This is a genomic window from Listeria ivanovii subsp. londoniensis (genome assembly GCF_000763495.1).
GTDB lineage: Bacteria > Bacillota > Bacilli > Lactobacillales > Listeriaceae > Listeria > Listeria londoniensis.
Genome location: NZ_CP009576.1, coordinates 66,300 through 90,938 on the forward strand (window position 1 = coordinate 66,300; position 24,639 = coordinate 90,938).

Here is a 24,639-nt window from a genome sequence, read left to right on the forward strand (position 1 = left end):
ACAATGGATTTAGCAGTTTGGCAGATTATATTGTTGGTTTTACTTGCAGCTTGTACAATTCTTGATGCTTTAACATTAGTAATAGGACTTAATTTCCCTGTAATAACGGGGACGCTTACTGGAATCATTATGGGTGACATGGTACTTGGGCTTGCCATTGGAGCGACATTACAATTAATGGTTTTAGGTGTAGGGACATACGGCGGGGCTTCCATTCCTGATTTTACAACTGGAGCAATTGTCGGAACAGTTTTTGCAGTATTATCAGGGCAAAATGCAGAATTTGCTATTGGTTTAGCTATTCCAGTGGGACTTTTGATGGTACAATTAGATATTTTGGCTAGATTTACCAATACATTTTTCTTGCATCGGATCGATTCAAATATTACTTCGGGGAATATCTCGGCGGTAAAACGGAATATTTGGTACGGAGCGTTACCATGGGCGTTATCACGTGCTTTACCAGTATTTATAATGCTGACTTTTGGACAAAGTGTTGTTGATTTTATTCTTAATGAGATTCCTGATTGGCTGATGGGAGGACTTCGCGTCGCTGGTGGAATACTTCCTGTCGTAGGTATCGCGATTCTCCTTAGATATTTACCCACACAAAAATTTGTTGCTTACTTAATTATTGGTTTTGTAGCAGCCGCGTATCTAAAAGTACCAATGCTTGGAGTGGCGCTAATCGGAGTGGCACTTGCAATCATCTATTTCAAACAGAATTTCAAAAATCCGGTAGCTGCGGGAACAAATGGAGCAGCACTAGTTGGGGAGGAGAATGAAGATGGCGAATACGAAGACTGAAGTTGATTTTGAGAAAGTCCTCAAAAAACGTGATTTAATAGCAGCCAATTTCCGGTGGTTATTTGGTAGTCAGATATGTTGGAACTATGAGCGAATGATGTCGACAGGTTATCTTTATAGTATTTTGCCAACACTTCGGAAATTATATAAAGCTGACGATGATTTAAAAGATATGATGAATATGCATAATCAGTTTTTCAATACAAATCCAATGGTCGGTGGTTTGATTCTTGGGATGGATATGGCGATTGAAGAACGTGAAAAGAAAGCCTCTAAAGAAGTTGTCACAGGTCTTAAAACGGGACTTATGGGACCATTTGCTGGGGTTGGAGATACTATTTTCGGAGTTATATTGCCTACTATTTTTGGCTCAATTGCAGCTTATATGGGACTCCAAGGGAATGTTACGGGTGTTGTAATATGGGTATTAGTAAATATTTTAGTTGTTGGAGCTAGATTCACCTTATTGCCACTAGGATATAAGCAGGGTGCCAAACTAGTGACCGAATTCGCGGATAGACTTAACGCGTTAACCGATGCGGCAATTTTGCTCGGGGTGACTGTAGTAGGAGCTTTAATACCAACAGTTATCACCGCCACTGTACCATTTGTCTATAAATCAGGAAAAGTGGAACTGAAAATGCAAGATATGCTTGATCAAATCATGCCTTCTTTAGTTCCAGTATTACTTGTAGCGCTAATCTATACACTTTTAGGCTATAAAAAAATGACATCAACAAAAGCAATTTTATTAGTAATGGTTATTGCGATTATTTTATACAACCTAAAAATTCTAGGTTAAATAATAAAAATTGGAGGAAATGACAAAATGGGTTTAACATTTTTTGACAAAGCACGTGAATTAACAGAGGAACTAGAAAAGACGCAGGCAGAAAGTATCCATCAAGCAGCAAAATTGGTAGCAGACAGTATTATGAATGGCGGTATTATCCAAGCCTTTGGTAGTGGCCATTCCTATGCGGCGGCAATTGAGGTTTGTGGTCGAGCTGGCGGACTCATTCCATCTAAAGCAATTAATGATCCTGCGGGTGGCTACTATGAATCAATTGAAGGTGTCGGTTCTTTACTTACGCACCGGTTACAAGCGATGCCAAATGATATTTTCTTCCTAATATCTAACTCTGGTCGAAATCCAATGGGAATAGAGCTTGCTGAATGGGTTAAAGCGCAAGGCTCTAAATTGATTGTTGTAACTGCATTAGATGCGTCACAAACCGCGGCTTCTAGACATTCATCTGGAAAACTTTTGTATGAATTTGCGGATGTGATTTTGGATAATCGGTCTGTTCAAGGGGATGCTGCACTTGAGCTAGAAGGATTAGAAGGCAAGGTTTGTGGTACTTCCTCTTTCTCTGCGGTACTTCTTTTGCAACAAACTATCTATGAAGCGGTGGAACTTATGCTTGAGCAGGGTTATACGCCACCCGTTTATCGTAGTGCTAATATCGACGGTGGTTATGAATATAATTTTGCAATTGAAGATAAATTTGCGGATCGGATTTTCCACTATTAATAAAAATTGGCGCGGGAATAGATTTTTATTTCTGCGCTTTTTGGAGGCTTGAGATGGTTTTAAAAGAAGCGTGTATTGAGAACATAACGGGGCTTGCAGAGGTAATAGTAGCAGGCGCAAATCGAGTGGAGCTTTGTGATAACTTGGCAGAGGGAGGGACTTCTGTTAGTTATGGTGTTGCAAAGTATGTGGTCGCCTTTTGCTCAGATAAGAAAGTAGATGTAATGGCGATGGTTCGGCCAAGAAAAGGTGATTTTATCTATTCTAATGCAGAAATAGCAATCATGTGCGGGGATATCTTGATGTATAAAAAGTTAGGAGTAAATGGAGTTGTATTTGGTTGTGTAACTATAGATGGAAAACTAGATAAACTAGCTATAAAAGAACTGATGCAAGCAGCAAATGGTATCGATGTGACATTCCATATGGCATTTGATGAATTAGCAGATTCAGAAAAATTAGCTGCGATAGATTGGTTGGCAGAACAGGGGATAAAACGAATCTTAACTCATGGGGGTGATGGGAAATTACTTCCAGAAGAAACTTTTTTAACTTGGCGAAAATATATTGATTATGCTGGGGATCGATTGATTGTTTTGCCTGGAGGAGGAATTAAATCACACAACTACGAATGGATAGTAAAGGAAACCGGCGCCGTGGAAATCCATGGCACTAACTTATTTGGGGATAGTTAAATATCCTCAAATAAAATTATTTTAAAAAATACTTGCAACCGTTTTCTTTATATGATATATTTATCTCATCACAAAGGATTGTTACCAATTCATTGGGCAAAACCTAAGCTGATTTGTAGGACACGTTTATACGTGAAGTCCTCGAATGAGCTTAGGTTTTTCTTTTTGCCCAAAAAACCAAAAAGAGGAAGGAAGTCGTCAAAATGAAATATGAACAGTTAGCAAAAGACATTTTGAAAAATGTTGGCGGTAAAGAAAATATCAACAGTGTTTTCCATTGTATTACCAGACTTCGGTTTAAACTGAAAGATGAGAGTATTGCAAACACTAAAGAAATTGAAAAGCTTGATGGAGTTATCTCCGTAATTAAAAGTGGTGGTCAATACCAAGTAGTTATTGGTAACCATGTACCAGATGTATTTAGTGCAGTATTAGCCGTTAGTGGGATCTCTGCTGAAGGTGCTGAAGATAGTAGTTCAGAATCAGGTGGAAATATTTTTAACCGATTTATTGATATGATTTCTGGCGTATTCACTCCAGTTTTAGGTGTATTAGCCGCAACAGGTATGATTAAAGGTTTCACAGCAATGTTCTTAGCATTTGGATGGCTTACCGAAACATCAGGGACATATATTTTGCTTTATGCAATTGGGGATTGTTTATTCTACTTCTTCCCAATATTCCTAGGTTACACAGCAATGAAAAAATTTGGTGGGAATATATTTATTGGGATGGCTATTGGTGCATCGTTAGTTTATCCGACACTTGCTGGCGTTTCTGCAGGTGATCCAATTTATACTCTTTTCGGAGGTACTATTTTTGAATCTCCAATTCATATAACTTTCTTAGGAATTCCAGTTATCTTGATGTCTTATGCATCTTCTGTTATTCCGATTATCATAGCAGCATACTTTGGTTCTAAAGTTGAAAAAGGTTTCAAAAAAATCGTTCCAGATGTAGTAAAAACATTCGTAGTTCCATTCTGTACATTATTAGTAGTAGTACCACTAACATTCCTAGTTATTGGTCCAATTGCTACATGGGCAGGTCAGTTACTTGGAGCAGGTACCATTTGGGTTTATCATTTAAGTCCAGTTGTTGCTGGTTTACTATTAGGTGGTTTCTGGCAAGTGTTCGTTATTTTTGGACTTCACTGGGGTCTTGTACCAGTGGCAATCAACAACCTCACAGTACTTGGACATGATCCAATTTTAGCAATGACATTCGGAGCATCTTTCGCACAAATCGGTGCGGTACTCGCAGTATTCTTTAAAACTAAAAACACAAAAATTAAATCTCTTAGTATCCCAGCATTTATTTCCGGTATCTTTGGTGTCACTGAGCCAGCGATTTACGGGGTTACTTTACCGCTGAAAAAACCATTTATCATGAGCTGTATCGCTGGTGGTATTGGTGGAGGAATTATTGGGTTTGCAGGAGCTCAAAGTTATATTATTGGTGGTCTTGGAATTTTTGGTATTCCGAGTTTCATTAAACCAGGTACAGGAATTGACAGCTCACTTTGGTGGGTGTTCATCGCAATTGCTATCAGCTTTATCCTTGGTTTCATCCTAACTTATGTACTTGGATTCAAAGACCCAGCAGAAGCAGTAGTTGAAAAATCTAACACAGTTGAAGGCGAAACTTTAATCGAACGTGAAACAATTCCAGCTCCAGTAGTTGGAGAAATCGTTACTTTAGCAGACGTAAAAGATGAAGCATTTTCATCCGGCGCACTTGGTAAAGGTGTTGCAATTATCCCTTCTGTAGGACGGGTAGTCGCTCCAGCAGCAGGAACGGTAACAACCATTTTCCCAACAGGTCACGCAGTTGGTATTACAACAAATGACGGCGCAGAAGTACTGATTCACATTGGTATGGATACAGTTCAATTAGAAGGTAAATTCTTCACAGCACATGTTAAACAAGGTGATACGATTGAAAAAGGTCAATTATTAGTCGAATTTGATATTGAAAGTATTAAAGAAGCGGGATATGATGTAACGACTCCAGTAGTAATCACAAATTCAGGTTCATATCTAGACGTAATGATTACTGATTCTAAAGAAGCTAAATTAGAAGATCGTCTAATCACACTAGTAATCTAAAAATAATATTTAAACAGCTTGGGCAGAAATTTGCTCAAGCTGTTTTTATGTTATACTGTGGAAAAATAGGTGGTGAAGTTATGTTGATAGCAGGAGATAGCGTCGGGATTATTTGTTGTTCTGATGGAAAGAAACAATCTGAAAAAGAAAAAATTGAAAAACTAGCGCAGATTTTAAATGATAAATTTGATTTGCGTGCTGTTTTTGCTGAAACTATTTTTCGAACAAATGACTCACCGTATAGTGGGACAGCAAAAGCGCGGGCAACTGAATTGATGAAGTTATATAACAATCCTAAAATCAAAGCAATTTTTGATATTTCGGGTGGGGATGCAGCAAATCAAATTTTGCCATACCTTGATTTCGATAACATTCGTAAAGCGGGAATCCCTTTTATTGGGTATAGCGATTTGACTGTGATTTTAAACGCTATTTATGCAAAAACGAAGCAGAGCGGCTACAATTACTTGCTACTAAATTTAGTAGGAGAAGAAAGTAAATTACAGCAAGTTCAATTCAAAAAAGTATTTTTCGAAAATAGGCTGTTGATTAATGGGAGAACCTTGATAGATTTTGACTGGCACCAGGCGGATATTATCGGTGGGAATATTCGTTGCTTTTTGAAACTAGCTGGAACAGAATTTATGCCAGATTTTTCCGGCAAGCTTATTTTACTAGAGAGTTTTGGTGGGAAAGAGACGAAGGTGGCGTCATACCTTGCTCAATTAGAGCAACTAGGTGCGTTCTCTAAGTGTTCTGGGATTATTGTGGGTCAACATACAGAAGCGGAAAAAGGCGGAGAATACGAAGAAATAGGCCACTTATATCAAGAAATAGGTCTAAAATATAAGTTGCCTATTTTTCGCACAGCAGAAATTGGACATAGCGCGGCAGCAAAACCATGCTTAATTGGAACAAAAGTTAATGTTTCACGTGAAACATTAACAAATTTTTAATAAAATCATCGTTAAATGTTCATATTTAATCGGTAGTATAATAGTTGTAAGCAAGGAATGCAATTAGTTTTACTCCCTTTTTGCTAATTGTAAAATTCCTTAAAATCCTAAACTCCCTTTTTGTGGCCGGCGTAATTGCCGGTCTTTTTTTATAAATACCCAATCTTCAAAGCTGAAAACTACCCATTTTTTTGTTAAAATGATAACATAAAAGAAAATGCGTATTTAAAAGGAGTTTTTGTCATGAAAGTTGAAGGATTGCTGGGGTTTTTAGGGGCGGCACTTGGTATTGGTTTTAGTTTGATGGTATTGGTTATTCCTGATATTTCACAGGCTTTAGAGGAGGAATCATTTTTCTTCTATATGTTAACAATTGGTTCGCTTGTGCTATCGGGTGTTGGACTAGTTGGTTCATTTGTAGTCTCAAATAAACCACGTCTTGGTGGTGCAATGATGGTTGCTGCGGCAATTGGTTGCACAATGTCCGTTTCTATTATGTTCTTACTACCAATCGTATTACTTGCTGTTGGTGGACTAATTGCATTAATCAATTATGAAGAAGCTGCTTCCGTAGAGGAATAAAACTAAAACGCCGTTCGGGCTTACCGGGCGGCGTTTTTTAGCGATTTAAATGTTGTTTTAAAAAGTAATAAATCCCATCCGTGTCATTTGCAGTAGTGACATAATCGGCACTCTTTTTCACGAGGTCGCTAGCGTTATCCATTGCGACACCAACACCTGCGACTTCAAGCATCCCAATATCATTTTCGCCATCACCGAAAGCAATGATATTTTCTGGTTTGATTTTCAAATAATTAGCTAGTTTTTTCACCGCGTATTTTTTATCCATATCTTTTGGTAAAATTTCGATGTTATTAGCATGTGAAGATAGGATAGATACATCCGTTAGTTTTTCAAGTTCACTTCGAAGTGCGCCGAGTTTATCAAAAGCTTCTTCCTCAATAACAATACCATTTACAAACTGATCGTAGTGCTCTAGGAAAGCTTGCTCCGTTTGAACAGCAACTAATTTAGTCGCATTTACACGCCCTTTATCCTCTTCATCTGAAAAATAGGATGGCGGCGTTTTTGTATAATAGACGGTATTCGTGGAAAAAAAGAATACGGCCAAATCATGCGCCTGACATAGTGAAAAGGTCTCTAGTAAGGCGGATTTCTTCATCGTGCTTTGCTGGATTATTTCACCAGAAACAGCAACCACTCCTCCATTTGATGCAATAACATCTGCTTTAGGATGAACCATTTTGGCAAAATCGGTTGCTGAATTATACATTCGGCCTGTGGAAACAGCAAAATGATGCCCTTCTTCTATTAATTGTTGCAATAAATGTAACGTTTTTTCAGAAATGGTTTGATTTTTAAGTAGTAAAGTACCATCTAAATCAGAACATATTAAATATTTTTCCAAGTAAATCTCCCTTTCATTATAGCTTGGAGCCGCATGATTCGCGGATAATTAACTCTGGATTATGATTAATTATCATCGGTTCATTTTGCCCATTAATAGCACTAATCAGTTGTAACAGGGCCATTTTTCCAAGGTATTCATTGTGTTGATCCATGGAGGTTAACCGTGGCGTTTGAAAATCACCATTCATAAATTGGTCGCAGCTGACAATCGCAATATCTTCTGGACAAGAAAGGTTGGCGTCATTAATTGCCCGAATTGCTCCAATTGCAACACTATCATTAATCGCTACAAGAGCCGTTGGTAAATTTTCGGTACTGTTTGTTAGCAGTTCTGTCATTGCAGAGTAACCATCTGCGGTATAGTAATCAGATAGCACGACCCAATCATCATTTACAGGATGATGATAGCTAGCCATGGCTTCTTTGAAAGATTCTAAACGATAAGTCGTAATTTTGACGCCTGCTTCCCCGCCAATAAAACCAATTTTTTCATGACCAAGTGCAGTCAAATGGCTAACTAACGTAGTAACACCTTTTTTTAAGTTACGTTCAATAAATAAACAGCTAAGCTCAGGAATTTTTGAGCCAATTACGACTACTGGGATTGCTTTATTTAATTGATTCAAAGCGTCTATATATTCAGTTGAAATTACTTCTTTATCAATTTCGCCGCCTAAGATAAGCAATCCATCCACTTGTTTTTCCAAAATGATTTTCAAATAATCTTCCTCGGTTAAAGGATGTTTATTTTTCTTATTAGCTGGCTCGGCAAGCATCGTATTAAACAAAATCGTTGAAAACATATAATCTAGCGCGAATTTTTGAATTTGGGTTACAAGTGAAATGAAATAGGGGTTAGAAATATCTGGCAAAATTACCCCAATATTCTTCGTTTGCTTATTTACCATTCCACGAGCAAATACGCTAGGAGTATAGTTGTATTCATCAATGATTGCTTGGATTTTTTGACGCTTTGCTGCTGAAACAGAGGGGCTGTTGTTAATAACTCGTGATACCGTAGAAACTGACACGCCGCTCAATTTAGCAATTTCTTGAATGGTTATTTTTTTCATTAGAAAGATTCACCTCGTAAGCGTTTTTAGCTAGTTTAAGTGTAGCTTATTTATTTGAAAATAACAAGTGATAATTTGGTAACGTTATCAAAAATATGCGAAAAAGGGTTGACATATTTAATTATTACAGTTATTCTTTGTTAGAAAGCGCTATCAACAAACGTTTTAATTTGGTAACGTTACCAAAAAAGAGGTGGAAGAATTGAACATAAAAGAATCTGTCATTGGAATTGATTTAGGTGGCACTAAAATTTTAATTGGTGAAGTAACGACATCTGGAAAGGTGCTGAGGTCCAAAAGCTATCCAAGCAACACGGAAAACCAAACAAAAGCATTAGAAACTTTACTTTTGGCGCTAGATGATTATACGCAAACGATTGGTTTTGTGGCGGAAGAACAAATTGGAGTAGGTGTTGGTCTTGTGGGACGAGTAGATCATAAAGCGGGAATTTGGCTTGAAATCGAGCCAGGAAAAACAAATCCGACGCCACTTGCGGAAATCCTTGCTGCAAAAACAGGGCTTGATGTATCTATTGGAAATGATGTGGTTTGCGCAACGATGGCTGAGAAATATCTAGGTTGGGGGCAAGAAACGAATGATTTCATCTACCTGAATATTGGTACAGGACTTGCAGCAGGCTTTGTGGTTGACGGTCAAATCATGGAAGGCGGACACTTCAATGCAGGGGAAATCGGGCATACTGTAGTAGACATTCATAGCGATGTGTTTTGTGGCTGTGGTCGAAAAGGATGTGTGGAGCGACTTGCTTCTGGTTTAGGAATAAAAGAAGAAGTAGGTAGAAAGATAGCAGCATATCCAAGCTCGATACTAGCTAAAAATAAGATGGAAATAACTGGAGAAGTGGTTCTCCAAGCAGCAGAGCAAGAAGATGAACTTGCAATGAAAATCATCGATACGGCTACACTTCAATTAGCGAATTTAATCATGAATTTAGTCCGTACTACTGACCCGGAATGTGTCATTCTTGGTGGAGGTGTGACACAAAACGAGCTGTTTTTCGAAAAAATAAAAGCGAATCTTCAAAGCAATACCATTCGTTTTGTCACTAAGGGTGTTGTTCGTTCTAAGCTGGAAAAGGATAAAGTTGGCCTAATTGGAGCCGCAGTTATTGGAATGAAACTAGAAAATGAAGGAGTGAAAGCATGAAAAAAAGCCTGAAACGACAAATTGCACAAACTGGTATTATTCATCGACCGCTTCCTATCGAAACAAAGCATGCACTAGAAACCATTGCGCAAAAAAAGCAGGTTTTAACGGATAAAATTTTATTTAGTGCCAAACAAAATATCTCTTTGAAGTTTACGCATCAAGGGCCGGGAGAATATACCATTTCAAAACAAGGTGAAATTAGACTTACTTCACCAGTAGTAATGCCGCACTGGCCTGTTGGTGCACCGGATGATGGCGACTATACTAATTTTGGTAACGTTCTCATATTTGCGCCCCTTGGAAATGAAGATTGGAACGACTTTAATCGCGTTCGAATGCAAGTTTTTCCCAATTTTCCGGGTGTAACTAATCCGTATTTAATGATTAGTTTTAAAAATAATGGGACAGTCAAAGTACCTGATATATATGGGCGTGAAGGGGTACATGGGGTTAATTTGATCAATCATGAATGGAATGACGTTATTTTTGAAGTGGAAGGTTTACCAAGAGATAAAATGACAGAAATTAGTTTTAGCTATTATTTAAATGGACCAGAACGATTGACTGCTGGGACGATGGAATTATTGATTAATGAAATTAAATTAGAGAAGATTGCTAATCCAGAAATTTCTAAAGGCTGGATACCGCAAGATAACGCGCTGATATATTCACACAATGGTTACTCAAAAGAAATGCCCAAAATAGCGTTTTGCACGAATAACGTAGAAACCGCAACTTTCACTATTCATGAAAAAAAGACAGATAAACTAATTTTTACTGGAAAAAGTTATCAAAAAGCCACAGAAACAGGGAATTTTGTGATTTTAGATTTTTCCGAATTGAAAATGGTAGGCGAATATTATTTGAAATTTGCAAATAGGCAAACCGATGCTTTTCAAATTGACGAATCACAAATAATTTGGGAATCTTCTATCTGGAAATCACTTAACTTTATTTTTTGCGAACGTTGTGGTTGTCCAGTGTTTGGAAAACATACTACTTGCCATGCTGATATTATCGCTGAACATAATGGGAAACAGCTTTCCTTTAACGGTGGTTGGCATGATGCGGGGGACGTATCTCAACAGTTGATTCAAACTGCAGAAGTCACAATGGCTTTATACGAAGTGGCAGGAAGTCTATCTGAAAAGGACGAACAACTGCGGATGCGCCTTTTAGAAGAAGGTGAATGGGGACTTGATTTTCTTTTAAAAACCCGATTTGGTGATGGCTACAGAGCTACTAGTGCAGGAATGACGAGGTGGACAGATGGACTTGTTGGCGGCATGGATGATGCGATTGCCAGGGTGCATAATCAAGCTTACGAAAATTTCTACTGTGCAGGTATTGAAGCATTCATTGGCGGACAGGTAAATGATAACCCAGCAATGCAAAACCATTTGCGAAAAATTGCTGAAGAAGATTTGTTATTTGCGATGGCAGAATTAGAAAAACACGGCACAGGTCAAAAACCGATTTTCTGGGAGCATACTTACCAAACATCGGAAAGTTTATATTATGCGACTGCTTCATGGGCGGCTTCGATGGTCTATCAGTTGACGAAAAAAGAAGAATACGCTGAAAAAGCGGCTGACTGGTTAGCGTTAATGCTTGAAGCGCAAGAGAAAACAGGCATTCTTGATAGTGAAACAAATGAACGATATAACGGTTTTTTCTATCGAGATAAGAGCCATAAAGTCATTCAACATTTCAATCATCAAGCGCGGGAACATCTTTATTTATTAGCAATAGAAGCGGCAGTCGAAACTCAACCTGCACACATGGCATACAAGGAGTGGCTACAAGCGGTAGAGATGTACGGCGATTATTTGAAAAAAGTAACTCGTTTTACTAAACCATACCCACTAATTCCAGCAGGGCTTTATAAAAAAGATGAGTATTTGGATGAAGCAAGTTTTCATTTACAACATCTGCTCATTGATGAAAGGGCGATAGAAGAATACAAATTGCAATTCGAACAAGGTATCCAACTAAACGAAGAGATTTCACTACGGAAGTTTCCAATTTGGTTTTCATTTAGAGGCAATAATGCGATTTTACTTTCAGCCGGAAAAGCAGCCGCTATTGCTGGGAAAATTTTGCAAGATAAAACACTTCTTGAAATTGCGGAAGGTCAGTTGCAGTGGGTGATTGGAATGAATCCATTTGGACAGTCAATGATGCACGGTGAGGGTTATCGCTATGCACAGCAATACAGTGTTTTAAATGGAGAAATTACTGGCGAAATACCAGTTGGGATGGAAACCTTTAGAAATGAAGATGAACCTTACTGGCCAGAATTTAATAATGCAACTTACAAGGAAGTTTGGGTTGGTAATGCAGGAAAATGGATGTCAATTGTAGCAGATTTAAACAAAATAACAGGAAAATCTTAGGAGGACAAAAAAATGAGTTCAGAGAGAAGTTTATCTAGTAGATTTATTGAAGGATTATCTATTTTTGCCCAAAAAATCTCGTCGCAAAAACATATCATGGCTATTCGTGATGGATTTGCAGCGATGATACCAATCACGATTATTGCCGCATTTTTCTTATTAGTGAATAATGTTTTGCTTCAACCGGAAAACGGTTTGCTTAAATTTATTCCAAATGTGGAAAATTATCTAGGTGTCGGGATTCAAGTTTATAACGCGACTCTTGGGATTATGGCGATTTTAGCAGCATTCTTAATTGGGAATTTTTTAGCTAAATCCTATGGTATGGAAGGGCGTACGGAAGGGATTATTGCTGTTGCAGCATACGTAGTCCTAATTCCGGCTACTTCTCACTTAATGTCGATTGATGGCAAAGGTTTTGAAGTTGGTGGTGTGCTATCCCAAGAAATGACAAGTTCTACTGGGATGTTCCTTGCAATTATTGCTTCATTAGTCAGTATCACGATGCTGGCTAAATTCTCGAAAAGTAAAAGGCTGAAGATCTCAATGCCTGAAAGTGTTCCACCGGCTATTGCGAAGTCTTTTAATATTTTAATTCCATCATTCTTAGTTTTAAGTATTTTAGCGATTGTCGAAGTACTTGTCGTTAGTTTCGTATCTATGAGTATTCCAGAAATTATCGTGAAAGTTCTTCAAATTCCATTAGTTGGTGGGTTCCAAACGCTACCAGGAATTCTGTTGTATGTATTTTTAGCAGGATTTTTATGGGTATTTGGTATACACGGTGCATTTGTATTAGGTGCTATTTCCGGACCAGTCCTTTTAACTTCCTTACAACAAAATATTGATGCGGTGAATGCAGGGGTTGCTATGCCAAATATTGTTACGCAACCATTTTTAGATGCTTTTGTATACATGGGTGGTGGCGGAACGATCATTTGCTTAGTTATTGCTATTTTCATTGCCTCCAAACGACCGGATCACAGAATGGTGACAAAATTTGGTTTGATTCCGAGTATTTTTAATGTAAGTGAGCCATTAATGTTTGGTTTGCCAGTAGTGTTTAACCCGATTTATGGTATTCCACTAGTGATTGCACCTCTTGCTTCTACAGCAATGGCGTATTTTGCAACTTCATGGGGTTGGATTAGCCAAACGTACATTTTAATTCCTTGGGTAACTCCGCCAGTACTATCAGGTTATCTAGCAACAGGTGGCGATATCCGCGCTTCGATTTTACAAATTGCGATTATTGCAGTAGGAACGTTGATTTACCTACCATTCGTACTTGTAGCCAATCGCGCTTATGTGCTGGAACAAAAAGCCGCGGGAAAATTAGAAACTGAAGCAGTAACGAATGGAGAAGCTTAAAATGAAACCGACAATGATGACCTATATCAATGAAGAAGAAGCAATGTGTAAAGCGATTTTAGCCAATTTTGAAGGAAATGCAAAAAAGCTAGAATCATTAGTAAGTAAGGGCGCAAAAGAATGGCTAATTTTGGCGACTGGCTCTAGTATAAATGCAGCTCAAAGCGCCAAATATTATATTGAAAATTTAGCGGATGTACGAATAACCATTCAAGAACCGTTCAATCATTTATACTATGAAAAATTACCGATGCAGCTCGATTTAGTGCTTGGAATTTCTCAAAGTGGTCAAAGCACCTCAACGATTTCGGCACTTGAAAGAGTGAAGAAAGAAGCTTTGGTTCCAGTTGTTGCATTAACGAGTGATGTAGCCAGTGAAATCGCTGAGTTTGCGGATATAACACTTGATATTGGCTCAGGAAAAGAACGTGTAGGTTACGTAACAAAAGGATTTACCGCAACAGTACTAACTTTGATGCTGACAGGTCTTTACTTTGCTTATAAAACGGGTGAAATTGATCAAGACCGTTTCACTCAAGAACTGAATACCTTTAGTCAAGCAATTAAGGCAATACCTGAAACAATTGCGCAAACAGAAAATTTTTTTGAAAAATGGCAAGCGGAATTCGCAGCTGCGCCAAAATTCACAGCAATTGGCTATGGACCAACTGTTGGGACATGCAAAGAGTTCGAAACAAAATTTTCCGAAACAGTTCGCGTCCCCTCACAAGGACTTGATTTAGAAGCGTTCATGCACGGTCCTTATTTAGAAGTAAATCCAGAACACCGGATCTTCTTCTTGGAGACCGAAAGTGTAGTGACCGAAAGACTTGTAGCATTACGAAATTATGAATCGAAATACACGCCTTATACGTATACGATTCAATTTGGAACAACAAAGAACGAGCGTACACTTGGCATTCCTGCTGAGTTAAATGAATATCAGGCGCCGTTTCTAATGGTTATTCCTTTCCAAATCTTAGCGCATCATATTGCGGAGTTAAAAGGGAATCGATTAACAGAGCGAATCTACACGGATTTTGGTGTAGCAATGAAAAGTAAAACTAAACCAGGTGATTACGCATAATAGTTGCATGCAGGCTGGAGGAGACCCTAAATATCGGGGTTTTCTCCAGTCTTTTTTTGCCCATGTCACATGTTACGCAGAATGTAACGAGTTACAGGGTGATTCCGCCTGTTCTTAAAACTTGAAAACGTATTCAAAAATAAGCTTGTTTGTACTATGATGAGCATGTGGCAAGGAATTACTCGAGTATGCCCCAGATAAATGTGTAGAAAATAAACTGTTGAGGTGACAAAAATGAATAAAAAAAGAGACTTTATCGATACGAAAGATTTTTCTAAAGAAGAAATACTATTTATGATAGAAATTGGTCGTAAAATGAAAGAATCGATTAAAAATGGTCATTATCCACAACTTTTAAAACATAAAACACTAGGGATGATTTTTGAACAATCATCAACTAGAACTCGTGTATCTTTTGAAACAGCGATGACACAACTTGGTGGACATGCTCAGTACTTAGCGCCAGGACAAATTCAACTTGGCGGACATGAATCAGTAGGAGATACTGCGAAAGTTCTTTCCAGATTGGTTGATATATTGATGGCACGAGTAGAACGGCATCAAACAGTAGAGGAACTTGCGAATACGGCTGCAATTCCAGTAATCAATGGGATGAGTGATTACAACCATCCAACACAAGAGCTAGGTGATGCGATTACCATGTTTGAACATCTTCCAGCAGGCAAAAAAATCGAGGACTGCAAAATCGTCTTTGTTGGGGATGCTACCCAAGTTTGCGCATCGACCATGTTTATGGCGACTAAATTAGGGATGGATTTTGTTCAGTTTGGCCCTAAAGGATTCCAATTAAGAGAAGAACATTTGAAAATCGCGGAAGAAAATTGCAAAGTATCTGGCGGAAGTTATTTAATTACAGAAGATGCGGATATTGCACTTAAAGATGCGGACTTTATTTATACAGATGTATGGTATGGCTTATATGAAGCAGAACTTTCTGAAGAAGAAAGATTGAAAACTTTCTATCCTAAATATCAAGTGAATAAAGAGCTAATTAGTAAAGCGGCCCCACATGTGAAATTTATGCACTGCTTGCCAGCTACTCGTGGTGAAGAAGTGACAGATGAAGTTCTGGATGCGCCTTATTCTGTTGTCATCGATGAAGCAGAAAATAGATTGACTGCGATGAGAGCATTACTTGTATACTTTATGAATCCATATGTGAAGGAAGCTGGTTTTGCGGTAGCAGAAAAATATGATGCAGAACTGGAACTATTACTTAGAAATGGCGCTGGCTTATAAGATACCAAAATAAGGAGGAGAAGAAAGTCTTAATAGCTTTCTTCCCCCCACTTAAAAAAAGGAGTGGGCATTTTGGAAAAAAAGAAATTCAGGTTATTTGATGCAGTTCTTATGGCTGTCTGCGTTGTCTTAGTTGTGGAATCAGCCGCACCGGCAGCGGCGATCGGGTCATCTCAGTTTTTCTGGTGGATTGCACTCTTAATATTATTTTTCTTACCATATGGGCTTGTCTCAGCAGAACTTGGGACAACCTATGATGATGAGGGCGGGATTTATGATTGGGTGAAACGAGCATTTGGACGAAAATGGGGTGCTCGGGTTGCTTGGCTTTACTGGATTAATTACCCCATTTGGATGGCAAGTTTAGCGGTGTTATTTGTGGAAGTAATTACTCAAATCTTTCCAATCTCATTTGGGACGCCGGTTTCGATATTGATTCAACTCGTTTTTGTTTGGATTGTTGTTATTATTAGTTGCTATCCAGTGAGTGATAGTAAATGGATACTTAATATTGCAGCGTTTTGTAAAGTAGCGATCATGCTATCTCTTGGTGTGCTTGGAATTTATTTTGCGGTTACAAAAGGGCTTGCAAATGACTTTTCTGGAAAAGCATTGCTCCCTACTTTTGATTTAGAAAGTTTATCTTTTATTTCCGTTATTTTATTTAACTTCTTAGGTTTTGAAGTTGTTACAACGCTTGCAAGTGATATGGAAAATCCGAAAAAACAAATTCCGCAAGCGATTATTTACGGCGGGATTTTGATAGCTTTCTTCTATTTACTAGCAGCATTCGGAATGGGGGCAGCAATTCCGACTTCTGAACTTTCCACATCAGGTGGCTTAATTGATAGCTTCATTATGCTGATTGGTGGAGTTAACCCGTTTGTTATTATTATTGGGATTATGTTTATGTATACACTGGTTGCAAACTTAGTATCATGGGCACTCGGCGTGAACTATGTGGCTATGTATGCATCGAAAAATAAAGATTTACCAGCTGTTTTTGGAAAAACAAATCCGAAAAATGATATGCCAACGGGGACTAGTATTTTAAACGGTGTTGTTGCTTCTGTGTTAATTGTTGCGGCACCATTTATTCCAAACGAAAATATCTTCTGGGCATTCTTCGCATTGAATGTTGTTGCTTTACTAGGTTCATACATCTTGATGTTCCCAGCATTCTTGAAACTACGTAAAATTGATCCAAATCGCGAACGTCCATTTAAAGTTCCTGGTGGAAAAATTTTACTTTACTTAATGACATTTGTACCAATGATTTTACTTATTATTACGTTAATTTTCTCGGCGGTTCCTTTAAACGGGTCTAGTGCAGAATTAAATGAAAAGATACCAATCTTGATAGGAACAGTTGTAGCAGTTATTGTAGGTGAAGTTTGTATTTGGCAGGCGGGCAAGAGAATCGATAAAGGAGAGATAAAAAATGAGAACGATTGATAGTTCATCCAAAAAAGATGGTTTCAGAATGCCAGGTGAATTTGAAAAGCATACGGGTTGCTATATTATTTGGCCGGAACGACCTGACAATTGGCGTTTAGGTGCCAAACCAGCCCAAAAAGCATTTGTGGATGTAGCAACAGCCATTTCAAAATTCGAGCCTGTCACAGTAGTTGCAAGTTCTAGCCAATATGTAAATGCTAGATATATGATTCCTGATGAAATCCGTGTAGTAGAGATGGATAATGATGATGCTTGGGTACGCGACTGTGGTCCAACATTTGTTATTAATGATTCTGGAGATGTTCGTGGTGTGGACTGGTCTTTTAATTCATGGGGCGGTTTAGTGGATGGTTTATACTTTCCGTGGGATAAAGACGACCAAGTGGCTCAAAAAATATGTGAACTTGAACGAAAAGATCGTTATCGTTTAGCGGACTTTGTACTCGAAGGCGGTTCGATTCATGTGGACGGAGAAGGGACGCTAGTTACAACCGAAGAATGCTTATTATCAGAAGGTCGTAATCCTCAACTATCGAAAAAACAAATTGAAATGGTACTAAAAGAATATTTAAACTTAGAAAAAATTATTTGGCTAAAAAGAGGTATTTATTTAGATGAAACAAATGGACATGTAGATAATATTTTTAATTATGTTCGTCCAGGTGTTGTTGCGCTTGCGTGGACAGATGATGAATCGGATCCACAATATGAAATTTCCAAAGAGTGTTTTGATATTTTATCCAATGAAACGGATGCAAAAGGACGCAAACTAGAAGTCCATAAAATTCATGTGCCAAAACCAATTTTAATTACGGATGAAGAAAGCAAGGGTGTGGATGCGGTAGAAGGAACATTACCGCGTGAAGAAGGCGATCGTTTGGCTGCTAGTTATATTAACTACTATACTGCAAATGGTGGCGTAATTTTCCCATTATTTGATGATCCAAATGACGAATTAGCACGTGAAAAACTGCAACAGCTTTATCCAGACCGTGAAGTTGTTGGTGTTAAGGCGAGAGAAATTTTACTTGGCGGCGGAAATATTCATTGCATTACGCAACAAGTGCCAAGAGGATAAGGAGAGAGCCATAATGAAGCGAAAAATAGTCGTGGCACTTGGCGGAAATGCAATTTTGTCAAGTGATGCCAGCTCAAAAGCACAACAAAAAGCCTTGGAAGAAACGGCGGAATATTTAGTTCAATTTATTGAAAACGGGGATGACTTAATTATTTCGCATGGGAATGGTCCTCAGGTGGGGAATTTGATGTTGCAACAACACGCGGGTGCATCAGAAAAAAATCCGGCAATGCCACTCGATACTTGTGTAGCAATGACTCAAGGGAGTATCGGATACTGGATGCAAAACGCACTTGATAAAGCTTTCTTAAAACATGGTATTGATAAAGTGGCGGTTTCTTTAATTACACAAGTTGTTGTTGATAAGAATGATGCTGCTTTTGAAAACCCAACTAAACCAATTGGGCCATTTTTAAGCAAAGCAGAGGCTGAGAAAGAAATGGCGGAAACAGGTGCCATTTTTCTGGAAGATGCTGGTCGTGGTTACCGTAAAGTTGTACCTTCGCCGCGTCCGCTTAGTATTAAAGAGTATAAAGTTATTAAGCAACTCGTAGATAGTGGAGTCGTAACAATCTCTGCAGGTGGCGGTGGCGTTTCGGTGGTAGAAGAGGGACTGGATTTAACAGGGGTTGAAACGGTTATTGATAAAGATTTTGCATCTGAAAAATTGGCTGAGTTAATTGGTGCGGATTTATTGGTCATTTTAACTGGTGTAGAGAATGTTTATATCAATTACAATCAGCCGACTCAGAAAAAACTCGAAAAAGTAACGGTTTCAGAATTAGAAAAATATATAGACGAAAAACAATTTGCCGCGGGAAGTATGTTGCCGAAAATCGAGGCAGCTACAGCGTTTGTTAAAGAAAGGCCAGATGCTAAAGCTATCATTACTTCGCTTGAAAATATTGGCGCAATGCTCGAACGTGAGGCGGGAACAGTAATTGTTGCAGGGTGAGTAAAATAGAGACGAAAATCCGGGTAATTTTTACTCGGTTTTTGTCTTGTAAAGCATTATTTCATGTATAATATGGTTAGGATGTTTTAGGAGGAGAATAAGGATGGGACAACGGAATGGGTTGCCAATAGAGGATGGTTTTAGAATGCCAGGAGAATACGAACCTCATGTTGGATGTTTCATGATTTGGCCAGAACGACCTGATAATTGGCGACTTGGGGGGAAACCAGCGCAACAAAACTATAAAGATGTGGCAATCGCAATTTCGGAATATGAGCCAGTCACAATGTTTGTATCAGGTAATCAATACAAGAATGCCCGCAACGAGCTGCCAGACGCTATTCGAGTCATTGAAATGAGCAATGACGATGCCTGGATACGCGATTATGGTCCGAGTTTTTTAATTAATGATAAAGGCGCTATGCGAGGTGTAAACTGGGGATTTAACGCGTGGGGAGGCCTTCTTGATGGGCTCTATTTCCCGTGGGATAAAGACGATCAAATGGCGAAAAAAATATGTGATTTAGAACAAATTGATTATTATTCACCAGAAAACTTTATTTTAGAAGGTTGTTCTATTCATGTAGACGGCGAGGGAACACTTGTAACAACGGAGGAATGTCTTTTATCAGAAGGGCGAAATCCGAAATTAACCAAAGCTGAAATTGAAGGAACGTTGAAAAAATATTTTAATGTAGAAAAGATTATTTGGTTAAAACATGGCTTTTACTTAGATGAAACGAATGGACATGTCGATAATATTTTTAATTTTGTTGCACCTGGGGAGGTTGTGCTATCATGGACTGACAACAAAAGTGATCCACAATACATAATTTCACGAGAATGCTATGAAATCTTGGCTAATGAAACAGATGCTAAAGGAAGGAAATTCAAAATTCATCAATTGCATTGTCCAGATCCAGTATTAATTACCCAAGTGGAAAGCGAAGGGGTAGAAGCGATTAATGGAACATTTCCAAGGCAAGCAGGGGACAGGCTAGCCGCTAGTTATGTGAATTATTACACAGCGAATGGGGCAATCATCTTCCCGCTTTTTGATGACCCGAAAGATAAAGATGCTTCAGAATTACTTGGAAAACTATACCCAGACAGAGAAATTATTGGGATTAAGGCACGTGAGATTTTGTTAGGCGGCGGAAATATTCACTGTATCACACAACATATCCCTGATAAAACCGCGGTGCGTGGATAAAAAGGAGACCTGAAAGTATGGACTTTTTCGAAATTTCCAGCAAGACTGTAGCTTCTCTTACTCGAAATGAACGAATTTTGTTTGATTACGTAGTGAAAAATATGAATCTAATTAAAAATCAAAGTATTCGTGAGGTTTCTGCGGAATGCTTTGTTTCAACTACCACTTTTTTACGCTTTGTACGAAAATTAGGTTTTACTGGATACAGCGAGTTTACAACGGTTCTCAAATTCACTTTACTAGGAAATACCGAATTAAAACCATCTCCGTTTGTTGTGGAACAGTCCGATTACCGGGAAGAATATTTGAAAAACATTATTGAATCGGTCCGGGTTTTAGAACCAAGTAAAATCAAACAAATCACGAAAAAATTAGCAAATAAGCCAAGAATTTATATTTTTGCTAAAGGATTAAGCAAACATGCAGCAAAATATATCAAATATCTTTATACGATGAGCGGTTTTTTAGTGGAATTTCCAGAAGACTATCAGTACCGGCAAGCTGTTCTTCCCCATATTGGTAGCGATGATTTAGTTTTTATCCTTACATACGGCGGACACGATATTGAATTAATACAAACCGCCCAAAAATTAAAAAATCGTAGCTTGACACCAATGTTAATTTCTATTACAGGTGCAGATAATAATATTATTCAAAATATGAGTGACATTAATCTATATATTTTCACCGATGAAATTGAAATGAACAACTTGGACATTACTTCGCGAATTTCAACTATTGCTATCATGGAACTCATTTTGTATCAATTTATGGAAGATGAAACTAGTACCAAATAAATTTTGAAAGTGGCGAAATACGTCACAAGTCTGATACAAGCATAGTTAACTTGTGGTAAAATGAACTTTGACTTTTAAAAAAAGAAGAGGAAGTGAGTGCCTGGTGGATTTTATTACCTATATCATTGATTTTATTTTGCACATTGACCAACATTTAGTGGAGATTATAAATAATTTTGGAATTTGGACTTACATCATTTTATTTTTGATTGTATTTATAGAAACTGGATTAGTTGTATTTCCGTTTTTACCAGGGGATTCATTACTTTTCGCTGCAGGAGCTCTATCGGTTTTGGATGGTTCAATTTTACATATTGTTCCACTAATAATAACACTTTGGTTAGCTGCGGTTCTTGGAGACACAGTAAACTATCACATAGGTAAGAAAATCGGAACATCAATACCGGAAGATAGTTGGTTTGGAAAATTAATTAATAAAGAAAAAATGGAAAAAGCAGAGGCGTTCTTCAATAAACATGGCGGTAAAACCATTTTTATTGCTAGATTCATGCCGTTTATTCGTACTTTTGCACCATTTGTTGCGGGAGCAAGTCGGATGAATTATCGTTATTTCTTAAATTATAATATTTTAGGAGCAACTGTATGGGTGCTGCTTTGTACATTAGCTGGCTACTTCTTTGGGAATTTCCCGATTGTTAAAGATAATTTTTCGTTAGTAGTTATCGGAATTATCGTTGTATCAGTTATTCCTATGGTTGTATCATTCATTAAAAGTAAAATGGACAAGAAAAGTGCGGAGTAAATTCCGTGCTTTTTTATTTCCCGGGAAATGCACCGAGTAAATAATTCATTTTTGGGGTAAGTGGATAGGAAGAGGTGATGGAAGTGGAAAATATATTAAACATTACATCCGAAATTGGCCAGCTTAAGACAGTTCTCGTAAAAAGGCCAGGATCTGAGCTGGAAAATATCACACCAGAATACTTGCAATCTTTATTGTTTGACGATATTCCTTATCTGAAAATGATGCAAAAAGAGCATGATTATTTTGTGAAAACAATGCAAGACTCACAAATCGAAGTTCTATATTTAGAAAAGCTAGCGGCTGAAGCGTTACGAGAATCTGGAAACAAAGAAGCATTTCTTACAAAAATGATTCGAGAGTCCAATCAAATGGATGCAAGTGCACTTTATGTTAGAGATTATTTAATGTCTTTTGACGAAGATGAGATGATTAATAAACTAATGTCAGGTCTGAAAAAATCAGAAATTCCTGAACAGAAAAAGAAACATCTAAATGAAATGATGGAAAAACAATATCCATTTTTTTTAGATCCGCTTCCGAATTTATATTTCACGAGAGATCCTGCCGCAGTGATAGGAAACGGGGTGACTATCAATAAAATGTTCCAGCCAGCTAGACGAAGAGAATCGATGTTTATGGAACTGATTTTGCAGCATCATCCGAGATTTAACAAACAAGAAATTCCGATTTGGATCAATCGAGAGGCCCAGTTTTCGATGGAGGGCGGGGATGAATTGATCCTTAATGAGGAAACAATTCTCATCGGAGTATCCGAACGGACTGATGCACGTGCAGTGGAGCAACTTGCAGAAAATTTGTTCAGTCGAGGAGCAGAAATCAAGCGTGTGCTAGCTGTTGAAATCCCCGAAACAAGATCATTTATGCATTTGGATACGGTTTTTACAATGGTGAATTTTGACCAATTTACCATCCACCCAGCCATTCAAAATAAGCAAGGTGAACTCAATGTCTATATTTTGGAAAAAAGCGATAATAATCTGGAAATCACACTGCGTAAAGACTTTCAACATGTTATTGCTGAAGTGCTACAAGTACCAGAAGTTGATTTTATTCCTTGTGGAGGTGAAGATGTTATCGTATCAGCAAGAGAACAATGGAATGATGGAGCTAATACTCTTGCAATTGCCCCGGGCGAAGTGGTTACATATGATAGAAATCAAGTATCGAATGATCTCTTAAGGAGCGCAGGAATTAACGTCCATGAAGTAATCAGCTCTGAACTTTCCAGAGGTCGTGGCGGTCCTAGATGTATGACAATGCCACTTGTTCGAGAAAATTTATAAGTGGACTCGAAAATATAGAAATACTAACCAAAATACGATTTTCGTAAAAACTATTGTCGCTCATTTTGAGGTATGGTATAGTGTTTTCAAACCAGAAAGTTTTGAGAAATATCTTGCTGGTTAGTGAGGGCTATGATATAATATTTTATTGTGAGTAATTATAAATTATTCCTTGCTCGCTCTTGATTTGAAGGCTTGCTAAAGGCAGTCAACATTTCAAGGATATGATGTGTTTTCACATCTTATCAGAGCCGCTTAAGACCACAAGGAGGTGTAGAGTAGATGGCTAGAAAGTACGAAATTATGTACATTATTCGCCCTAATATTGAAGAAGATGAGAAAAAAGCTGTTGTTGAACGCTTTGACGGAATCTTAACTGAAAATGGCGCGGAGATCATCGAATCAAAAGAATGGGGTAAACGTCGATTAGCATATGAAATCAATGACTATCGTGACGGTTTTTACCACATCGTGAAATTAAATGCAGACAAAGCAGATTCTATCAACGAATTTGACCGTTTAGCAAAAATTTCTGATGATATCGTTCGTCACATGGTAATTAAAGAAGAAGCTTAAGAACTTATTCAAGGTTTGAGACCTTGATTTACTAAACGAGAGGAGGTTGGTTTTGCATGATGAATCGTGTTGTACTCGTAGGACGCTTAACTAAAGATCCTGAATTACGTTATACTCCAGCTGGCGTGGCTGTTGCGACTTTTACACTTGCTGTAAATCGTACGTTCACTAACCAACAGGGGGAACGAGAAGCTGACTTTATTAATTGTGTTGTTTGGCGTAAACCAGCAGAGAACGTTGCTAATTTCCTAAAAAAGGGAAGCATGGCAGGTGTTGATGGCCGCGTTCAAACTCGTAATTACGAGGGAAACGACGGTAAACGTGTTTATGTGACAGAAATTGTGGCTGAGAGTGTTCAATTCCTTGAACCGCGTAATTCGAGTGGCGGTGGCGGAAATAACTATCAAGGTGGCAATACTAATAACAACAGTAATTATAATAACGGTGGAAATAATTTCGGACAAGCACCTACTAATAACGGTGGATTCGCACAGGACCAGCAACAATCTCAAAATCAAAATTATCAATCCACTAACAATGATCCTTTTGCAAGTGATGGTAAGCCAATCGACATTTCTGATGACGATTTGCCATTCTAATTCA

Annotated in this window: 23 protein-coding genes; 21 read left to right on the forward strand and 2 right to left on the reverse strand. The window is 38.1% G+C overall.

Going from position 1 to position 24,639, the window contains the following annotated elements; all coding sequences use genetic code 11:
* Nucleotides 1-3: 3 nt before the first annotated feature.
* The 7 genes from JL53_RS00295 to JL53_RS00325 all read left to right on the forward strand — a co-directional run bounded on the left by JL53_RS00295 (nucleotide 4) and on the right by JL53_RS00325 (nucleotide 6,682).
* Nucleotides 4-807: a PTS mannose/fructose/sorbose/N-acetylgalactosamine transporter subunit IIC gene (locus JL53_RS00295; RefSeq protein WP_038406346.1), complete on the forward strand. Its 804-nt coding sequence runs from the start codon at nucleotides 4-6 to the stop codon at nucleotides 805-807.
* A complete protein-coding gene (locus JL53_RS00300; RefSeq protein ID WP_074673777.1) occupies nucleotides 782-1,609 on the forward strand; it encodes a PTS system mannose/fructose/sorbose family transporter subunit IID in 828 nt (275 codons plus the stop codon). The genes JL53_RS00295 and JL53_RS00300 overlap by 26 nt, the downstream gene beginning before the upstream one ends.
* Before the next feature lie 27 nt (nucleotides 1,610-1,636).
* Complete coding sequence (locus JL53_RS00305) at nucleotides 1,637-2,341, forward strand: SIS domain-containing protein (protein ID WP_038406350.1); 705 nt, start codon at nucleotides 1,637-1,639, stop codon at nucleotides 2,339-2,341.
* A gap of 53 nt (nucleotides 2,342-2,394) precedes the next feature.
* The gene (locus tag JL53_RS00310) at nucleotides 2,395-3,036 is read left to right on the forward strand and encodes a copper homeostasis protein CutC (RefSeq protein ID WP_038406352.1); all 642 of its coding nucleotides are present in this window, start codon (nucleotides 2,395-2,397) and stop codon (nucleotides 3,034-3,036) included.
* 203 nt (nucleotides 3,037-3,239) lie between these two features.
* Nucleotides 3,240-5,144 carry a beta-glucoside-specific PTS transporter subunit IIABC gene (locus JL53_RS00315; protein WP_003718101.1) on the forward strand — a complete coding sequence of 635 codons (1,905 nt, stop codon included), beginning with the start codon at nucleotides 3,240-3,242 and terminating at the stop codon, nucleotides 5,142-5,144.
* 80 nt (nucleotides 5,145-5,224) lie between these two features.
* Nucleotides 5,225-6,100 (forward strand): S66 family peptidase, encoded by an 876-nt coding sequence (locus JL53_RS00320; protein ID WP_038406354.1) that lies wholly within the window; start codon nucleotides 5,225-5,227, stop codon nucleotides 6,098-6,100.
* A gap of 243 nt (nucleotides 6,101-6,343) precedes the next feature.
* Complete coding sequence (locus JL53_RS00325) at nucleotides 6,344-6,682, forward strand: DUF4064 domain-containing protein (RefSeq protein ID WP_003718103.1); 339 nt, start codon at nucleotides 6,344-6,346, stop codon at nucleotides 6,680-6,682.
* Between the two features lie 37 nt (nucleotides 6,683-6,719).
* On the opposite strand, the gene JL53_RS00330 is transcribed toward JL53_RS00325, so the two are convergent.
* Nucleotides 6,720-7,529 carry a Cof-type HAD-IIB family hydrolase gene (locus JL53_RS00330; protein ID WP_003718105.1) on the reverse strand — a complete coding sequence of 270 codons (810 nt, stop codon included), beginning with the start codon at nucleotides 7,527-7,529 and terminating at the stop codon, nucleotides 6,720-6,722.
* Nucleotides 7,530-7,545: 16 nt separating this feature from the next.
* Nucleotides 7,546-8,604 (reverse strand): LacI family DNA-binding transcriptional regulator, encoded by a 1,059-nt coding sequence (locus tag JL53_RS00335; protein ID WP_038406356.1) that lies wholly within the window; start codon nucleotides 8,602-8,604, stop codon nucleotides 7,546-7,548.
* Nucleotides 8,605-8,806: 202 nt separating this feature from the next.
* Here JL53_RS00335 and JL53_RS00340 point away from each other — a divergent pair, with 202 nt between their 5' ends.
* The 14 genes from JL53_RS00340 to ssb all read left to right on the forward strand — a co-directional run bounded on the left by JL53_RS00340 (nucleotide 8,807) and on the right by ssb (nucleotide 24,635).
* Nucleotides 8,807-9,772 carry an ROK family protein gene (locus tag JL53_RS00340; protein WP_038406357.1) on the forward strand — a complete coding sequence of 322 codons (966 nt, stop codon included), beginning with the start codon at nucleotides 8,807-8,809 and terminating at the stop codon, nucleotides 9,770-9,772.
* Complete coding sequence (locus tag JL53_RS00345; protein ID WP_038406358.1) at nucleotides 9,769-12,171, forward strand: glycoside hydrolase family 9 protein; 2,403 nt, start codon at nucleotides 9,769-9,771, stop codon at nucleotides 12,169-12,171. Before JL53_RS00340 ends, JL53_RS00345 begins: the two co-directional genes overlap by 4 nt.
* Before the next feature lie 12 nt (nucleotides 12,172-12,183).
* Nucleotides 12,184-13,542: a PTS sugar transporter subunit IIC gene (locus JL53_RS00350; RefSeq protein WP_038406359.1), complete on the forward strand. Its 1,359-nt coding sequence runs from the start codon at nucleotides 12,184-12,186 to the stop codon at nucleotides 13,540-13,542.
* Between the two features lies 1 nt (nucleotide 13,543).
* Nucleotides 13,544-14,629: a glutamine--fructose-6-phosphate aminotransferase gene (locus JL53_RS00355; RefSeq protein ID WP_003718111.1), complete on the forward strand. Its 1,086-nt coding sequence runs from the start codon at nucleotides 13,544-13,546 to the stop codon at nucleotides 14,627-14,629.
* A 234-nt stretch (nucleotides 14,630-14,863) separates the two neighbouring features.
* Nucleotides 14,864-15,889 carry a putrescine carbamoyltransferase gene (gene ptcA, locus JL53_RS00360; protein WP_038406361.1) on the forward strand — a complete coding sequence of 342 codons (1,026 nt, stop codon included), beginning with the start codon at nucleotides 14,864-14,866 and terminating at the stop codon, nucleotides 15,887-15,889.
* 69 nt (nucleotides 15,890-15,958) lie between these two features.
* Nucleotides 15,959-17,344 (forward strand): APC family permease, encoded by a 1,386-nt coding sequence (locus JL53_RS00365; RefSeq protein WP_038408084.1) that lies wholly within the window; start codon nucleotides 15,959-15,961, stop codon nucleotides 17,342-17,344.
* Nucleotides 17,331-18,425 (forward strand): agmatine deiminase, encoded by a 1,095-nt coding sequence (gene aguA, locus JL53_RS00370; protein ID WP_038406363.1) that lies wholly within the window; start codon nucleotides 17,331-17,333, stop codon nucleotides 18,423-18,425. The genes JL53_RS00365 and aguA (JL53_RS00370) overlap by 14 nt, the downstream gene beginning before the upstream one ends.
* A gap of 13 nt (nucleotides 18,426-18,438) precedes the next feature.
* Nucleotides 18,439-19,380 (forward strand): carbamate kinase, encoded by a 942-nt coding sequence (gene arcC, locus JL53_RS00375; protein ID WP_003718117.1) that lies wholly within the window; start codon nucleotides 18,439-18,441, stop codon nucleotides 19,378-19,380.
* A 103-nt stretch (nucleotides 19,381-19,483) separates the two neighbouring features.
* Nucleotides 19,484-20,593, forward strand: coding sequence for an agmatine deiminase (aguA, locus tag JL53_RS00380; protein WP_003718118.1), 1,110 nt, complete (start codon nucleotides 19,484-19,486; stop codon nucleotides 20,591-20,593).
* Nucleotides 20,594-20,610: 17 nt separating this feature from the next.
* On the forward strand, nucleotides 20,611-21,390 hold the full coding sequence (locus tag JL53_RS00385) for a MurR/RpiR family transcriptional regulator (protein WP_003718119.1): 780 nt from the start codon (nucleotides 20,611-20,613) through the stop codon (nucleotides 21,388-21,390).
* Between the two features lie 103 nt (nucleotides 21,391-21,493).
* The gene (locus JL53_RS00390) at nucleotides 21,494-22,153 is read left to right on the forward strand and encodes a DedA family protein (protein WP_003721665.1); all 660 of its coding nucleotides are present in this window, start codon (nucleotides 21,494-21,496) and stop codon (nucleotides 22,151-22,153) included.
* Nucleotides 22,154-22,230: 77 nt separating this feature from the next.
* Nucleotides 22,231-23,460, forward strand: a complete 1,230-nt coding sequence (arcA, locus tag JL53_RS00395) for an arginine deiminase (RefSeq protein WP_077916382.1) — start codon at nucleotides 22,231-22,233, stop codon at nucleotides 23,458-23,460.
* Nucleotides 23,461-23,742: 282 nt separating this feature from the next.
* A complete protein-coding gene (rpsF, locus tag JL53_RS00400) occupies nucleotides 23,743-24,036 on the forward strand; it encodes a 30S ribosomal protein S6 (protein WP_003718123.1) in 294 nt (97 codons plus the stop codon).
* 56 nt (nucleotides 24,037-24,092) lie between these two features.
* Nucleotides 24,093-24,635, forward strand: coding sequence for a single-stranded DNA-binding protein (gene ssb, locus JL53_RS00405; RefSeq protein ID WP_038406365.1), 543 nt, complete (start codon nucleotides 24,093-24,095; stop codon nucleotides 24,633-24,635).
* The last annotated feature ends 4 nt before the right edge of the window (nucleotides 24,636-24,639 follow it).

What these genes read in the sequence shown, in the direction of transcription:
- JL53_RS00295 (WP_038406346.1), top strand. Translation starts at nt 4, where the DNA reads ATGGATTTAGCAGTTTGGCAGATTATATTGTTGGTTTTACTTGCAGCT.
- JL53_RS00300 (WP_074673777.1), top strand. Translation starts at nt 782, where the DNA reads ATGAAGATGGCGAATACGAAGACTGAAGTTGATTTTGAGAAAGTCCTC.
- JL53_RS00305 (WP_038406350.1), top strand. Translation starts at nt 1,637, where the DNA reads ATGGGTTTAACATTTTTTGACAAAGCACGTGAATTAACAGAGGAACTA.
- JL53_RS00310 (WP_038406352.1), top strand. Translation starts at nt 2,395, where the DNA reads ATGGTTTTAAAAGAAGCGTGTATTGAGAACATAACGGGGCTTGCAGAG.
- JL53_RS00315 (WP_003718101.1), top strand. Translation starts at nt 3,240, where the DNA reads ATGAAATATGAACAGTTAGCAAAAGACATTTTGAAAAATGTTGGCGGT.
- JL53_RS00320 (WP_038406354.1), top strand. Translation starts at nt 5,225, where the DNA reads ATGTTGATAGCAGGAGATAGCGTCGGGATTATTTGTTGTTCTGATGGA.
- JL53_RS00325 (WP_003718103.1), top strand. Translation starts at nt 6,344, where the DNA reads ATGAAAGTTGAAGGATTGCTGGGGTTTTTAGGGGCGGCACTTGGTATT.
- JL53_RS00335 (WP_038406356.1), bottom strand. Translation starts at nt 8,604, where the DNA reads ATGAAAAAAATAACCATTCAAGAAATTGCTAAATTGAGCGGCGTGTCA.
- JL53_RS00345 (WP_038406358.1), top strand. Translation starts at nt 9,769, where the DNA reads ATGAAAAAAAGCCTGAAACGACAAATTGCACAAACTGGTATTATTCAT.
- JL53_RS00350 (WP_038406359.1), top strand. Translation starts at nt 12,184, where the DNA reads ATGAGTTCAGAGAGAAGTTTATCTAGTAGATTTATTGAAGGATTATCT.
- JL53_RS00355 (WP_003718111.1), top strand. Translation starts at nt 13,544, where the DNA reads ATGAAACCGACAATGATGACCTATATCAATGAAGAAGAAGCAATGTGT.
- ptcA (WP_038406361.1), top strand. Translation starts at nt 14,864, where the DNA reads ATGAATAAAAAAAGAGACTTTATCGATACGAAAGATTTTTCTAAAGAA.
- aguA (WP_038406363.1), top strand. Translation starts at nt 17,331, where the DNA reads ATGAGAACGATTGATAGTTCATCCAAAAAAGATGGTTTCAGAATGCCA.
- arcC (WP_003718117.1), top strand. Translation starts at nt 18,439, where the DNA reads ATGAAGCGAAAAATAGTCGTGGCACTTGGCGGAAATGCAATTTTGTCA.
- aguA (WP_003718118.1), top strand. Translation starts at nt 19,484, where the DNA reads ATGGGACAACGGAATGGGTTGCCAATAGAGGATGGTTTTAGAATGCCA.
- JL53_RS00385 (WP_003718119.1), top strand. Translation starts at nt 20,611, where the DNA reads ATGGACTTTTTCGAAATTTCCAGCAAGACTGTAGCTTCTCTTACTCGA.
- arcA (WP_077916382.1), top strand. Translation starts at nt 22,231, where the DNA reads ATGGAAGTGGAAAATATATTAAACATTACATCCGAAATTGGCCAGCTT.
- rpsF (WP_003718123.1), top strand. Translation starts at nt 23,743, where the DNA reads ATGGCTAGAAAGTACGAAATTATGTACATTATTCGCCCTAATATTGAA.
- ssb (WP_038406365.1), top strand. Translation starts at nt 24,093, where the DNA reads ATGATGAATCGTGTTGTACTCGTAGGACGCTTAACTAAAGATCCTGAA.